This is a genomic window from Duncaniella dubosii (assembly GCF_004803915.1).
Classification (GTDB): domain Bacteria; phylum Bacteroidota; class Bacteroidia; order Bacteroidales; family Muribaculaceae; genus Duncaniella; species Duncaniella dubosii.
This window is the reverse complement of sequence record NZ_CP039396.1, coordinates 1,406,763-1,420,499: the sequence shown is the minus strand read 5'-3', so window position 1 is coordinate 1,420,499 and position 13,737 is coordinate 1,406,763. Positions and strand designations below refer to the sequence as shown.

12 protein-coding genes are annotated in these 13,737 nt (G+C 47.1%); 6 read left to right on the top strand and 6 right to left on the bottom strand.

Translation table 11 applies throughout. The annotated features are described in order from the left end of the window. Window positions 1–68: 68 nt before the first annotated feature. Both E7747_RS06185 and E7747_RS06180 read right to left on the bottom strand, forming a co-directional pair. On the bottom strand, window positions 69–749 hold the full coding sequence (locus tag E7747_RS06185; RefSeq protein ID WP_136414783.1) for a hypothetical protein: 681 nt from the start codon (window positions 747–749) through the stop codon (window positions 69–71). A gap of 14 nt (window positions 750–763) precedes the next feature. Continuing rightward, on the bottom strand, window positions 764–2,071 hold the full coding sequence (locus E7747_RS06180; RefSeq protein WP_168185255.1) for an Ig-like domain-containing protein: 1,308 nt from the start codon (window positions 2,069–2,071) through the stop codon (window positions 764–766). A 217-nt stretch (window positions 2,072–2,288) separates the two neighbouring features. Here E7747_RS06180 and E7747_RS06175 point away from each other — a divergent pair, with 217 nt between their 5' ends. Next, a complete protein-coding gene (locus E7747_RS06175) occupies window positions 2,289–2,567 on the top strand; it encodes a SemiSWEET family sugar transporter (protein ID WP_123613641.1) in 279 nt (92 codons plus the stop codon). A 110-nt stretch (window positions 2,568–2,677) separates the two neighbouring features. On the opposite strand, the gene E7747_RS06170 is transcribed toward E7747_RS06175, so the two are convergent. The 3 genes from E7747_RS06170 to E7747_RS06160 are packed head-to-tail and all read right to left on the bottom strand — an operon-like array spanning window position 2,678 to window position 4,249. Then, on the bottom strand, window positions 2,678–3,196 hold the full coding sequence (locus tag E7747_RS06170) for a DUF4252 domain-containing protein (protein WP_168185254.1): 519 nt from the start codon (window positions 3,194–3,196) through the stop codon (window positions 2,678–2,680). A gap of 2 nt (window positions 3,197–3,198) precedes the next feature. Continuing rightward, the gene (locus E7747_RS06165) at window positions 3,199–3,741 is read right to left on the bottom strand and encodes a hypothetical protein (protein ID WP_136414778.1); all 543 of its coding nucleotides are present in this window, start codon (window positions 3,739–3,741) and stop codon (window positions 3,199–3,201) included. Between the two features lie 19 nt (window positions 3,742–3,760). After that, entirely contained in the window at window positions 3,761–4,249 is a 489-nt protein-coding gene (locus tag E7747_RS06160) for an RNA polymerase sigma factor (RefSeq protein WP_168185253.1), read from the bottom strand. A gap of 316 nt (window positions 4,250–4,565) precedes the next feature. Here E7747_RS06160 and E7747_RS06155 point away from each other — a divergent pair, with 316 nt between their 5' ends. After that, complete coding sequence (locus E7747_RS06155) at window positions 4,566–5,795, top strand: ISAs1 family transposase (protein ID WP_228449113.1); 1,230 nt, start codon at window positions 4,566–4,568, stop codon at window positions 5,793–5,795. Here the strand turns inward: E7747_RS06155 and E7747_RS06150 are convergent. Further along, on the bottom strand, window positions 5,770–8,028 hold the full coding sequence (locus E7747_RS06150; protein ID WP_136414774.1) for a TonB-dependent receptor: 2,259 nt from the start codon (window positions 8,026–8,028) through the stop codon (window positions 5,770–5,772). The two genes, E7747_RS06155 and E7747_RS06150, sit on opposite strands and share 26 nt — an antisense overlap. Window positions 8,029–8,350: 322 nt before the next feature. On the opposite strand from E7747_RS06150, the gene E7747_RS06145 reads away from it, so the two are divergent. The 4 genes from E7747_RS06145 to E7747_RS06130 all read left to right on the top strand — a co-directional run bounded on the left by E7747_RS06145 (window position 8,351) and on the right by E7747_RS06130 (window position 13,453). Then, window positions 8,351–9,589, top strand: coding sequence for a clostripain-related cysteine peptidase (locus E7747_RS06145; protein ID WP_136414773.1), 1,239 nt, complete (start codon window positions 8,351–8,353; stop codon window positions 9,587–9,589). A gap of 31 nt (window positions 9,590–9,620) precedes the next feature. Continuing rightward, window positions 9,621–10,544, top strand: a complete 924-nt coding sequence (locus tag E7747_RS06140; RefSeq protein ID WP_136414771.1) for a mechanosensitive ion channel family protein — start codon at window positions 9,621–9,623, stop codon at window positions 10,542–10,544. A 142-nt stretch (window positions 10,545–10,686) separates the two neighbouring features. Beyond that, window positions 10,687–12,105 carry a DUF1593 domain-containing protein gene (locus tag E7747_RS06135; protein WP_136414769.1) on the top strand — a complete coding sequence of 473 codons (1,419 nt, stop codon included), beginning with the start codon at window positions 10,687–10,689 and terminating at the stop codon, window positions 12,103–12,105. A 7-nt stretch (window positions 12,106–12,112) separates the two neighbouring features. Beyond that, on the top strand, window positions 12,113–13,453 hold the full coding sequence (locus tag E7747_RS06130; RefSeq protein ID WP_136414767.1) for a DUF1593 domain-containing protein: 1,341 nt from the start codon (window positions 12,113–12,115) through the stop codon (window positions 13,451–13,453). The last annotated feature ends 284 nt before the right edge of the window (window positions 13,454–13,737 follow it).

Sequence of the window (13,737 nt, the reverse complement as noted above, 5' to 3'; positions counted from 1 at the left end):
TGATACAAAAAATCGCTCAGACAGTAAAGATTACTGTCTGAGCGATTTTTTGTATCCGAAACGATGCGTCACCTCCTGCGACGGTCATCGAAATTCGTGTTCCCGAGCTGATTTCTATTAGCGGCGTTCATGAATGGATCATCGAAAAACTCATCCTCTTCTTCGTCCTCATCATTGCCGGGCACTTCCTCACCACGCTTGCGCTTGGGCTTGTTCTTCTTGATTTCCAGTGGCTTCTGCATATCAATCGGAAGTTCATAGATATTCCATGACTGCTCCACGCCCCAGTTTTTCTTCAGGTTTACTTTCTTGGGATAGTAATAGACCTCCTCAGGCTGTATAGAATCAAGAAGACCCGTCGTGTAAACTCCATTACTGTCAGAATCGATAAACAAACGGGCATAATAAGTCCCGGGCGACAGATATTCCACCTTGCCTATTGTTCCGTTGACAGGAGCCGAGGCAACCACCTTATCAGACCCGTCAAGCACCTCGACAACGGCCGGACGCCCGTCAAGACCTGTTATGTTGAACGATAGCGACGAATACTCATCAAGCTTCTTGACCGTAAATTCATGGACTATCGAATCATTCGCAAGACCATAAATGTCATATATGGCCGCCGAATCGATTGTCAGGCGATACTTCTCTCCGGGCGACCATTTATAATCAGCCTTGAACTTCAGTGAATTTAGCGGTGAAATACGTTTGATCACCGGGGCATCGACCGCATACCAAGTCGAATCCACAAGATATTCCAGCTTTACAGCGAGGAATCGAAAGTCGCCACCGGCGTTTCCGATGCAAACAACAAAGGACGGTGGACATCCTGATTTGCAGCCGAAGTCACTTTGAACTTTATCGGTTCGGGACGTGGGGGAATAGTATCGGCCGCATCCAGCGAATCAAGGTCAACACCCTGCTTTTCGAGTTCTTTTCGTTCTTTCGCCCGCTCTTTCTCACGCTGCTGTGCTTCCTTCTCCATCTGCCGCTTGCGGTTTCGTGCCCCCTTGTCGACAAGCCGCAGGGTATCGACCGTCATTGAAAGCTGTTCAAGGGTATCGGTCATCAGATAGCGCGCCTCGACCATAAGCGTATCCATAGCCATGAGCGCAGTGTCGGTAATCCAATATCGGAGCGTATCGAGCGTCTGATTGGCTTCAAGCACGGCCCATTGCGAAATATCCTCACCTGCGCGCCGGCTGTTGAGCAGCTTGATTATCGGAAGAGTGTCAGCTTTAGCTGAAAATTCAAAATCGATGATATGCTTGTTAGAACGTCCGTAATTACGCAGATATTGCGACGAATATCCCTCGTTAAACCACGTGAGCAACACATCGTCGGGCAGGAAACGGGTTCCGTCACGCATCACTATCGAGTCCTCGCCAGCCACATTTATCAGAGTGTCGGCAAACTGAGCCGGTTCTGACGACGGTGACACGGTCACATCATAGAACGCGACATCTTCCGAACGGTCCCAATGATAATCCCTGTTGACATCGTTGAGCGCATATATACGGTAAGTACCTGCTTTCAGTCCGCGCAATGTAAACTGACCGAGCTGATTTGTCTTGGTGATGCGTTCGAGAGGGAGAGTCTTTATGGCAGTGTCCGAAAGGTTCGAATAGACACCTACCACCATCCCTTGTGCCGGTTCTAATGTCCGGGCTTCAAACAACATTCCTGATATACGCAGCGAGTCAATGGAATCGCCGGTGGCAAAGTCAAGGGCAAAACCGTCGAGGACATTGCTTTCGTTAAGATCCTTTATGGCATCAGCAAAATCGATCGTATATGTCACATCAGGCTTCAGTGTGTCGCGAAGCTCGACAGTCACGCGACGACCGTTGGCACTGACTACCGGAGTCGTACGCTGAGCCGGAGAGACCACCACTTTATTCATAGCATCGTCAAGAGCGACATTTTCATCAAACTCGACAATAATCTTGTTGCCGGAAACATTCAACTGACCGGGACGAGGATTCGAACGCACGAAAACAGGAGGAGTCATGTCGCGCGGTCCGCCCTCAGGACGCCCCATGCTCGCGCATGCGGCCAAAAAGACGGTCATGACAAATATAAAAAGCAGCCTTAAAGCTGAAACGGAACGCATAGGCGGAATCGAATGGTTGGGAAATTGCAAAATTAAGAAAAAACGGCAACATAACTGACCCATTCGACGTTAAAATATCATTAACGCTCCTTTGTGGCCACTCATGTCTCCTCACCTCCCACCATACTCTTAAAAACTTCATACTTAATACTTCAAACTTAACACCTTCCCTATCATGTCACCTCTAATCATCAACATCGTAGGCTACGCCGCCGCCATCTGCATGGTGTGCGGTTATCTTCCACAGGCCATCTATACCATACGCACACGCGACACCGACGGCATAGCGATGCCTACGTTCCTTCTGCTTGGATTCGGTAGTATATTTTTCGTTATCCAAGGATTCATGATCGACAACTGGCCTCTTATAATCACAAACCTGATTACGACAGTATCATCTATAATCGTTTTCGTGATAAAAGTCAATAATGACCGATTGAAAAAGAAAAAATAGGCTTTCAACAAGTCCACATCCGTAAAAAACAAGCGATGCGTACTCTCACGGGCACGCATCGCTTATTCGTAGTCTATTAATTAGAATAATATATTAAGTTTGTCGTTTTCTTATTTTGTAGGTTTTGAGGGCTTTGCACTTTTTAGTTTGCTTTTAGCCCTGTTTTTATCCATGACACCTGTCATACGGACCATATCTTCAAGTTTAAGCATGCCTTCCATAACAATCATTACGGATTCCTTTTCACTTCGGACAGAAACGACATACTGATTATTTCCGACGGAAATCTTTTTTTGATAGACATTCACATTTTCCTTCCCGTCGTTAATCTGCATAAGCATCTCATAACCATTCTTAGAGGTAAAATCCTTACTTAGTTTCGCCAGAAATTCAATGCCCTTGTCAACTTCGCTTGTCACGATAAGCACATTATCTATGTTCTCGCTCAACAGGGCTTTAGTCCTCTCATCCAAGGGCTGGGTATTGACAACCATGTCGAGCATAGCTCTGGTCACATAGACAGTGGTGAGGCTTTTTTGCTTCTCACACTTCTCATAGAGAGACGTATCGGCATGTGCGTTTACGGCAACCGCAAGCGCCAGCATAATGATGATGAATATCCGTTTCATTGTCATATCGTTTTATCGTTTTCCACTATACCGCTTCCATCCACAATGATACCAATGGAGGCAAGCGCCTTCTGAACCCCATCGTCCGCAGAACCTTCGGCCAGCCTGATTCCGTCGCAGCCTTTGTTGAGGGCATCGGCAAAGACCGCCAAGGCAAATTCTGTCTGTAGATAAGCCTCTTCGGGAGTGAGGTCGCTGCCAGACTGCGGCCGGTGGAAGAAGAGCGTCGCACCGACACCCACGGCGACGACAAGCGAAGCTGCCACCCGAAGCAACAGTGTGATATTAAAACGGCCTGACCGGTTTCTCCGACCGGTTTCATCAGTGGCCATCTGATCAATTTTATCTGATAGCCTCTTTTCAAATCCATCAGAAGGAGCAAACAGCGACATTGCCGATATCATGCGCCGGTCTGCCTCAAACTCATCCGGAAGCGAAGCGTCGCCGAGCAAACGGTGAAGCTCGCGTTCATCGCTTTCAGACGTTTCTCCGGCATAATATGCGGCAAGCAGCGCCCTGAGACGGGATATGGTGTCTATGTTCATTATTCTTTTGTTACCAGTTTCAATCTTTGGAAAAATGATTCCTTATAAATCGCCTTGCCCGGCTAAGCAATTGCCTGACATTGTCGGCTGACAGCCCTGTGACACGTTCAATCTCCTCTTTAGGATATCCGTCGACATCGTGCATGAGGATTACCTGACGCTGTCGGTCGGGCAGCTCTCCGATGAGATTCATCACAGCCCCGACCCGGTCACGAAGTTCGACATGGTGTGATGGCATGTCTGACTCTCTTTCAAGCTGCATACTGTCAATATCCTCGGTGAATCTTTGTGAGTTCAGACGGTTCAGACAACGGTTCTTCAACATTGTCACAGCATAAGCCTGAGGATTGTCTACGCCGGAAAGTTCCGACCGGCGCTCCCAAAGGCTGACATATATATCCTGAACCATGTCTTCCGCCTCAAGGGGGTCGCGAAGCATACGCAACGCTTGCCCGTAAAGCAGACGATTCATCGGGATAAATATCTCTTTGAAGGTCACAATGTCCATTTTCGTTCTCTTACTGTCCGTCATAGTCCGGGGACGGCAATCACTCTTATGACATTCTTCCGTCTGATTTGTGACAAAATTAATGATTTTTTTTGATTTTATTATCGACCGGCAGCCTTTGATTGCTGTAAATCACACGGCTCTTTCATTTAAGAATACGTTGCACACTCAATGAATGTGCTATTTTATAGAGGGCATCCTGCGTGTATAGATGTGACTATTTCCCTGATTATTAATAAAATAAGCATTCATAAAATTTGGCCAAGCGGCAGATTTTTAGTAACTTTATAGGTGAAAATCAAATAGTTACGCAAAAATGGATCCGCTTGACCAAAAACATTCGATTGAGGCACGTAAGCCCAATCATGCCGCAAAAGTACTAAATAAATTCATACCACAGGGCAGTATCCTGGAACGCCTGATGAATTTTGCCTGGTCAGTCCCTGATTTCCGTAGGTGTGATAAAGGAAACATCCGTCACCGGCTCAGTGACATCATCATTCTGATGATACTGGGACGGACCTGCGGGTATGTCGGACGTGCTGATATAATAGCGTTCGGCAGACACAATCTCAAAAAACTCCGTAAAATGGGTCTACTGAAGAATGGAATCCCTTCGGAGGCTACCCTTTGTCGGGTGGAGAACGGTGTCGACGATTTATCCATGGCCGACAGGATGCAGGCGTTCGCCGAGGGCTTCCGCAATGAGCTGCTTAAGGCGTGCCGCGACAGGGAAATAGTCTGTGTGGACGGTAAGGCCGAGCGTGGCACCGTTCAGGAAAACGGGCGCAATCCGGATATTGTGTCGGCATATTCTTTCAATGCCGGCATTACAGTGGCAACGGAAGCATGTCAGGAAAAGAGCAACGAGATAAAGGCAGTCCCGGTACTGATTGACAAAATCGACATATCCGGAAAGATCGTAACCGCAGACGCCATGTCCATGCAGAAGGAGATAATCGACAGAATCAGGGAGCAAGGCGGTGACTTCCTGATAGAACTCAAGGCCAACCAGCGCTCCCTGCGCTACGGCGTGGAAGACAGACTTGAGGGGCTCACGCCCGTCTATTCATATACCGAAGGGCCGGAACTCGGACACGGCAGAATCGAGACCCGGACTTATCGTGTCTACGACGGGCTTGAAGTCATAGCAGACAAGGAGAAATGGGGCGGCAATATGACGATAATAGAATATGAAGCCGACACGGTAAGGAAGTCAACAGGCGCGCATACCTCCGAAAAAAGGCTGTATGTGAGCAGTCTGCCAACCGACACGCCCGCTCTCGGGGCATATGTGCGAGACCACTGGTCGATAGAGAGCATGCACTGGGGGCTGGATGTCAATCTCCTGCAAGACAGGATCAAACGTAAGTCGTCTAAAGCTGCCCGCAATCTTGACACCATCCAGAGAATAGTCCTCTCGGTATTTTCAATATGGAAAGGGCTTCGCAAAAAGCGGTCGGACAAAAGAAAAGGAGTGGCAGAGCTCATGAGGCATGTCTCAATGAGCTTTACTAAACTCATGCGGTTCCTGTGCCAAAAATGAAAAAATTAAGATTTTGACAAAAAGATAAATCCCTGACATACAACATCAATAAAATTACCCGATTCGAAATGAACCGGGTAAGGGAAGATATGTCTCTATTTTTTGTCTTAAATGAAAGAGCCGTGTGTAAATCATCTTCTCCGTCAATGATTCTTGACACATCGCGCTTCTGCCTACCCCAATTAAAATTATAGGCAACCTGTATGAACGGCATGCGGTCGAAACCCTTGCTACGCAAGACATTCCGGTTAGAATTATAGCGGTTGAGCAACTCGGTCTGCATGCTGTAGTGATTGAACGGCATAAGCATACCAGCCGTGGCCATGAAACCTTTCCATTTATAGCTCAGCGCGATGGTCGATGTCCTTTCACCGGTTGAAATAGTCTCGCCTGAAAGGGTAGCCGGATTTACTTCATAATTGGCCATGAAGCTGAAATTTCCATAATAGGCGAGAAGGCTCACATCTCCGCTCCAATTATGGCATTTATGGACATAGCCACGGCCGGAACTCTTGGCCATGTAATATTTCAACGATCCTTTCGCTGTAAGGACTGACGGGATTATTTCAATCTGAGGAGCAAAACTGAATCGCCACGCTGTCAATCCCCTGCTATTTTCAAAATATGTCAACAGATTGTCGTCTTTCCACTCCATATAGGGGGCTATCTGGTGTGGCGAACGTGTCCAGCGTGCTTCGAAACGGCCTGTCACCTTCGGGAAATTAAAGTTATATTGAACGGCTGCCCTATAATTATTATAGGCTTTCAGATCAGGATTTCCGACCTGATACTGGAAACCGTCAATCTGCTGTGGAGTCGCATTGGTCTGTGAAAGGGACGGTGTGGTCTGCCATGTGGAAAAATTCAGCCTGAACTGCGAGCTGCGGGCGAGACGGTAGCTCGCCGAAAAACGCGGACGGAAGGACCAGCAGAAAGTGCCCTTGCCCGTATGTCTCGTGCGCTGATCGAGATATTGCGCCCCAAGGCCGCCGGTCAGGCTCACTTTTGAGACCTGTTGAAAATATTCGGCAAACATGTATGTACGGTCCAGATACTGCCGGGTGACAGAGCCTGACTCGCGGGTAGCACGGTTACGCGCCATGCTGTAGCGGACACCGGCGGTCAGTCTGCTTCTGTTCCATCGCTTCACATAGTCGAGTTCAGCACTGAGAGTCCTGTTGCAGTCCTTGATGGACGTATATGTGTCGGTCATAATCTCGCCGGTAGCCTCGTCGGTCTCAACGTAGTCATGTGTCGAACGGCCGTTAAACACAGATGTATTCAAATCAATCGCTATGGTCTGTGATGACGGCAAAGACTGTTCGATATAGGCATTGAAACGCGGAGTAGTGCCCGAGGTTGATTCCCGTTCGTATAGAATGACAGACTCAGGACTGTTAGACAACGACATGCGGCCGGTGTTGGAACGCTCCATCGGCCAGCTCTTATTAGCCGAGATCTCCACCCAGACCACCGTCTTGTCAGGATTTATATAGCTATATGCCAGCCTCGGACGCAAATTTGTCTGAGACACGTAGCCTGAAAGCGGCGATTCGGTCCGCGTAACGGAGGTGCCATCGGAATAAGTAAATGATTCTTCATACTCACGATATGTATCAACGTGGTTCGTATAGCGCCCCTGAAAACCTACGCTCCACTGCGAACGTCCACTGTTAAGCTTGAGGTCGGCATAACCGTTTCCCCACGGCTGCGTAAGCGCCTGCATGCCCTGCGCCATGAAAGAACCTCCGACCGTCGGATTAGACACCACGACATTGAGCACTGCGTTTGCCCCGTCATATCTTACACCGGGATTATCAATCCACTCTATGCGTTTCACCGTCGAAGGATCTATTGTCTGCAACTGGTCGACGGTCGCCAGACGGCCGTTTATTCGTATCTCAACATCCTCTCCCCCACTTTTGACCGAACCGGCCATCTCGTTTACATTCAGAGTCGGAATCATCAGATGATTCAACAGCCCCATTGCATTCTGAGAATGGCTTATGGCACTTTTTGAAGGGAAAAGCACATCCATATCCGCCTTATGGATTACCTTAGGGGCTTGCACGACGACTTCGCCAAGACCGACGCTTTCAGCAAGAGTGTCGACCGGGACAGATTTGTCCTGAGCGACAGCCGATGAGGTATATGGAAAAACCATCATCGCAACTGAAGCATAAGCGATTATACAGCCGAGTCTTCCGGCAAATTTTGAAAAGACTGTTTTCATTTTTGTTGAATTGTGATAGAGATGAACATACAAATTGACAGCCAGCAGCAATATTTGTGACAAAAATTTCAGAAAATCTCTTATTATCCCTTTTTATCAATGATTTCAGCAGTCGTTAAAAATCATGAAATAGATACTGAGCTGCCAAGAAAAATCCTAACTTTGCAAACTATGTCTCTGGCATTTATCAAGGTATCCTCCAAGGGCATTTCGACCTCATTCAGAAGAAATAACTCTTGTGTGATTAATCGAAAGTATTTTTCAATCTTATTAATGCCAGCCACGGTCTTTACACACCTAAAAATCGTCACAACAGTCCGAAATGATTGAAAAGCTTCTGAATCTTTTACTTACAGTAATAATTGCCTGCCAATTTACGGCGTGCAAGGATACGGACGAACCATCGCCCGTCCCCAAGCCTGGCGAACCTGTCGAACGAACGGTACTCGTCTATATGGTGGCCGACAACAATTTAGGCTCATACAACCAGCTTAACCGCGCAGACCTCAACGAGATGGTGAAAGGCGCTGCGGATGGTGGTCTCAATGGGGGCAGACTGCTCGTCTACCACAACCGCCCGGGGACAGACCGAGGAAATGTCCCGCTGCTGATTGAAGTCACCAAACAGGGACTTGACACTCTCAAAACATACCCCGACACTCCCGACATCTATTCGGTTGAGGCCAATCGAATGCGCGAAGTGCTCTCAGACATGAAAGAATATGCACCAGCATCCGATTATGGACTCGTATTCTGGGGACACGCTACCGCATGGATGACCCACGGAAGTTATGACATCGACAGCAGAGCCTCCGCTCCTGTCAAAAGGTCGTATGGCTCTGACCGCAACAAGTGGATGCCACTCACTTCCATGCGCAAGGCTCTTGACGGCGAATACTTCTCTTTCATCTATTTTGACTGCTGCCTCATGGGGACCGCAGAAATCGCCTACGAATTCCGCCACAACACTCCTTATATAGTGGCCTCTCCCACCGAACTTGAAGGCGAAGGAATGCCCTACCATCTGAATCTACCGGCCTTTTTCGCCACGGAAAAACCTGATGTAGTGGCGATGGCTACAAATACATTTGAATACTACAACCTCCGTTCCGGCAACTATAGCTGCCAGATGACAGTCATTGACACCTCCGCACTCGACAAGCTTGCCGATGCCACACGCGAGATATATCTCACACAAACCGATTTTCCGCCACGACTGTGGTTTGTGCAGGAGCTGTCGAAATCGCATCTCAGATTCTTCGGAAACACACTTGACACACCCGGATGCAATGACTGTCACCCCGTCTACGATATGGAAGCCTATATGGAGGTTCTGACTGCCAACCGTCCTGACCTGCTCGAAGCATGGCGGTCGGCACTCGATGCGACAGTCGTCTACAAAGCCACTACATCAAGAGAATTCACAGGCATAAGCATCGACCGCTACTGTGGTCTCGGCTCATACATAGTCCGCCTTGGAAACCACGGAGATTATCACGGCTGCGCACACACTTTATGGTGGAATGACGTAGTATCAAAAGCTCCTGTCCTAAACAACTGATAATCATCTAAACTCATTTTGCATACCAAACATGATACAATTCGATTTTCTGCCGACTGATTCAATTCCTTCAGTCAAAGCCGAAGAAAGCGTACTTAAAAACATGTCTTTCGATCAGCTCATTGACACGCTTGTCCACGACATCATACATTTCGCTATCTCGCTGACCATAGCCATCCTCGTTTTTTACGGTGGCAAATACATAATCAAGAAGCTCTATAACTTTGTGGTCAACATCCTCTCGAAGCGCAATGTCGATCCGTCGCTGAGCACATTCATAATGAGCCTCGTAAGGATTGTATTATACTTCATCCTTATTGTCACCGTCATCGGCATCCTCGGACTTGAGACAAGTTCGTTCCTCGCGCTGTTTGCCTCGGCCGGTGTCGCAATCGGTATGGCATTGAGCGGAACTTTACAGAATTTTGCCGGAGGAGTGCTAATCCTGCTTCTCAAGCCATTCAAAGTCGGTGACTACATTGAAGCTCAAGGATTTGCCGGAACAGTCACACGCATCGAGATCTTCAACACCATCATCTGTACCGCCGACAACAAATCAATCATCATTCCAAACGGCGGACTTTCGACCGGCAGCGTAAACAACTATTCGACACAAGCATACCGCCGTGTCGAATGGAAAATAGGCATCGCCTACGGCGAGAGCGTCGAGGCGGCCCGCGAACTGCTTCTCGGTCTGCTCGCCAAGGATGAACGAGTCCTTCAGGAGAAACCTGCCGACGGGCCGAGCGTGGCTGCTCCTGTGGTCTATCTCGCCTCACTCGACGACTCCGCTGTGACACTTACAGTCCGCGCATGGGTCAGAAGCGCCGATTTCTGGGGTGTGTTCTTCGACCACAACGAGGAATTCTACAACGCCATCACTTCCAATCCATCACTCTCTTTCCCCTTCCCTCAGCTCGATATACATATTACAGGAGAAAAAGAAGAAGCTTAGTCCAGTGGCTTCGGATTAATTAGTATATATTTGACTCAAAAACCATACCTGTTTGTCACATCGTTTTTGTGAATAAAGGAGCATGTGTATATTTGCAATGATGCAAAGCAAGTTATGATCATAATTTCTAATAATCCGAAACATGAAAAATTTTATCACCTTCCTACTGTCTTTATCAGTTTCGATATTCACGGCTAAAGCCGTAACACCGTCTATCGACAATACACCTAAACCAAGAATCGTAGTCCTCACCGATATCGCTCCGGCCGATGTAGAGGCCGATGACATGGAATCTTTAGTCCGGCTTCTTTCCCATGCTGATCTTTTTGAAATAGAAGCAATAATTACAAGTGGCGGATGGAATAGCAGCGGTGGAACTTATCCGGTCGAATGGGCTAAATTCGCCAATGAGGTTATTGACGCCTACGAAAAAGACTTGCCTAACCTCATGCGGCGTTCCGACCAGACCGAATTCAAGTCAATCACAAAAGAGGAACAGACCCAAAATATTGGCTACTGGCCAAGCGCGACATACCTGAGAAAACGTACTATGATGGGAAGTCGGTCTCTCGGAGTCGACAAACTTGGAAAGGACAACGATTCTCCCGGATCAGAACTATTGATAAAGCTTGCTGAGGAAAAAGATTCACGGTCAATCTGGATTCTTGTCTGGGGCGGAGGGAATACAGTTGCACAAGCCTTATGGAAGATAAAAAACGATGGTGACAGTAAACGTCTGGAAAAATTTGTTGATAAAATAAGAATCTATTCAATAACCGATCAGGATGTTGACTGGGGACAGCGGGAGCAACATCAGCTTAGCTCCCACAAATGGATGAGAGAAAATTTCGGCGAGCGTTTAATGTTTATATGGGATGAAAGCGCATGGCTCTCTCAAAACTATATCGGAGCGTCTCACTGGAAAGATTATGAGACACATATACAAGGCAAAGGCAACCTCGGCTCTGTATATCCCCACTATAAATGGGGCGTCGAGGGAGACAGCCCGTCTTTTTTCTACATCATGCCTGTAGGACTGAGTAATCCGGAAGACCCGGCACAGGGAAGCTATGGCGGATATTTCAAAAAGTCATTATCCAATGACAAAAGCACCGTATGCTATAATAACACATCGGAAGATGTTTCTAAAATATCCCGGAAGTATGAAGAATATTTCTATCCATCAATCTTCAATAACTTTGCGGCACGAATGGAATGGGCTGCAACGGGAAAAGGAAACAGAAATCCAATAGTCATCGTCAACGGACAAAAAGGTCTCGACCCGGTTATCATCAAATCAGCTGAAAACAGGAGTGTCCGGCTGGATGCCTCAAAATCTTATGACCCGGACAATGATAATCTGAAGATAAAATGGTGGATTCTACCTGAGGCAAGCAACTATGACGGGAAAGCTGTAGTCAAGGATGCTCACACAGCCACAGCATCACTATTAATTCCAGCCGGCGACAGCGGAAAAAGCATCCATATAATTTGCGAAGTCACTGATGACGGGAATTTCAATCTCAAGAGCTATAGAAGAGTGATAATAAACGTAAAATAATATGACTATGCGCTACATATTCACATTTTTTCTTATCCTTGTCACGTTAATCACCAATGGAAAGACAGTCAAAACTGCAAACAACAATTCCGACAAGGCAAGGCTCATTGTAACTACTGACCTCGGTGGTGCTGATCCTGATGATACCCAATCCCTAATCCATTTGCTAACGTGCGCAGATGGCATTGACTTAGAAGGTATCATAAGCTCCCCCTCGTGGGTAGAGACTCCTGACAATACTTCAAAAATACGTGAGATTGTGGATGCCTATGCCAACGTATACGAAAACTTGCGCGAACACTCCAAATCTTATCCAAGCCCGGAAGTCCTCTATCCGCTAATAGTCAGAGGACAGAGCAAACCTCATGTTTCAGGAATCGGAGAAGGAAAAGACTCTCCGGGTTCTGAACTGATAATAAAAGCAGTTGACAAAGACGATCCGCGCCCGATATGGCTTACGGCATGGGGAGGCATGAATACAATCGCACAGGCAATATGGAAAGTAAAGAATACACGTTCTGAAAAAGATTTTGAAAGATTCAGTTCTAAAATTCGTATTTACGATGTTCTCGGACAAGATGATGCCGGTGCATGGATAGCTAAAAATTTCCCCCGCATAACATATATACGCAACGACAAAATATACGGTTGGGCACCGGATGACAATTGGACTAAAAACAACATACAAAACCGTGGAAGTTTCGGTGCAATTTATCCTGACAGAATCTGGGCGACAGAAGGCGATTCCCCGGCATTCCTCTACCTTTGCGCAAATGGATTAAATACGCCGGAACATCCTGACTATGGAGGATGGGGAGGACGCTTCGACCAGGAAAAATGCCGTAATATCAGAGGAATGGACTTCATTGTAAAAAGCGGGAAGGATGAAGCTATCTACGACGATTATTATATGTATGGATCAGCTCCGGAGGGAGTCAACGCCATAAATCTATGGAAAGAAGAGCTATACAACGATTTTGCCGCACGCATGATATGGTCTGTCACTCCTCTATTCAAGGATGCCAATCATCACCCGACTGCAATACTGAACGGCAAACGGAGTTTAGCTCCTCTTATCCTCAAAGCCAAGGCAGGTAAAAAACTAAAGCTTGACGCCTTCGGAAGCTCCGATCCGGATGGTGATGCCCTCACCTATCGATGGTTCAAATATGACGGACCAAGCAGCTACAAAAAGAACGTCAAAATTGACGGAATAGAAAATAGTAGTTGTTTAATTACAATCCCGCATGACGCCGCCGGCAAAAATATCCATATCATTCTTACCGTCTCCGATTCAGGAACACCTAAACTAAGCTCCTACCGACGGGCTATCATAGAAGTAAAATAATACCCCATACAGATTTTATTCATTAACGGATTCTTCACCATCGCGACAATCGGTTCGAACTGATGATGAAGAATCCGTTTTCCTTTTACCATAGAGCAGACAGGTTTTCAAAATAAATAACATTTCTTATGGCAATTTATCCAAATATTCTGCGTACTTTTGCAAATAGTAGGGTAATAGTGCCTTGTTGGAGACAAAGCGGTCTCCGACGCTTACAAGCCGGAACGGGCACGGTGTGTCCGATTACCAATTTTACCCTGATATCCAACCTCCTCAGTGTTTTT

What these genes read in the sequence shown, in the direction of transcription:
- E7747_RS06180 (WP_168185255.1), bottom strand. Translation starts at nt 2,071, where the DNA reads ATGACCGTCTTTTTGGCCGCATGCGCGAGCATGGGGCGTCCTGAGGGC.
- E7747_RS06175 (WP_123613641.1), top strand. Translation starts at nt 2,289, where the DNA reads ATGTCACCTCTAATCATCAACATCGTAGGCTACGCCGCCGCCATCTGC.
- E7747_RS06170 (WP_168185254.1), bottom strand. Translation starts at nt 3,196, where the DNA reads ATGAAACGGATATTCATCATCATTATGCTGGCGCTTGCGGTTGCCGTA.
- E7747_RS06165 (WP_136414778.1), bottom strand. Translation starts at nt 3,741, where the DNA reads ATGAACATAGACACCATATCCCGTCTCAGGGCGCTGCTTGCCGCATAT.
- E7747_RS06160 (WP_168185253.1), bottom strand. Translation starts at nt 4,249, where the DNA reads ATGGACATTGTGACCTTCAAAGAGATATTTATCCCGATGAATCGTCTG.
- E7747_RS06155 (WP_228449113.1), top strand. Translation starts at nt 4,566, where the DNA reads ATGGATCCGCTTGACCAAAAACATTCGATTGAGGCACGTAAGCCCAAT.
- E7747_RS06150 (WP_136414774.1), bottom strand. Translation starts at nt 8,028, where the DNA reads ATGAAAACAGTCTTTTCAAAATTTGCCGGAAGACTCGGCTGTATAATC.
- E7747_RS06145 (WP_136414773.1), top strand. Translation starts at nt 8,351, where the DNA reads ATGATTGAAAAGCTTCTGAATCTTTTACTTACAGTAATAATTGCCTGC.
- E7747_RS06140 (WP_136414771.1), top strand. Translation starts at nt 9,621, where the DNA reads ATGATACAATTCGATTTTCTGCCGACTGATTCAATTCCTTCAGTCAAA.
- E7747_RS06135 (WP_136414769.1), top strand. Translation starts at nt 10,687, where the DNA reads ATGAAAAATTTTATCACCTTCCTACTGTCTTTATCAGTTTCGATATTC.
- E7747_RS06130 (WP_136414767.1), top strand. Translation starts at nt 12,113, where the DNA reads ATGCGCTACATATTCACATTTTTTCTTATCCTTGTCACGTTAATCACC.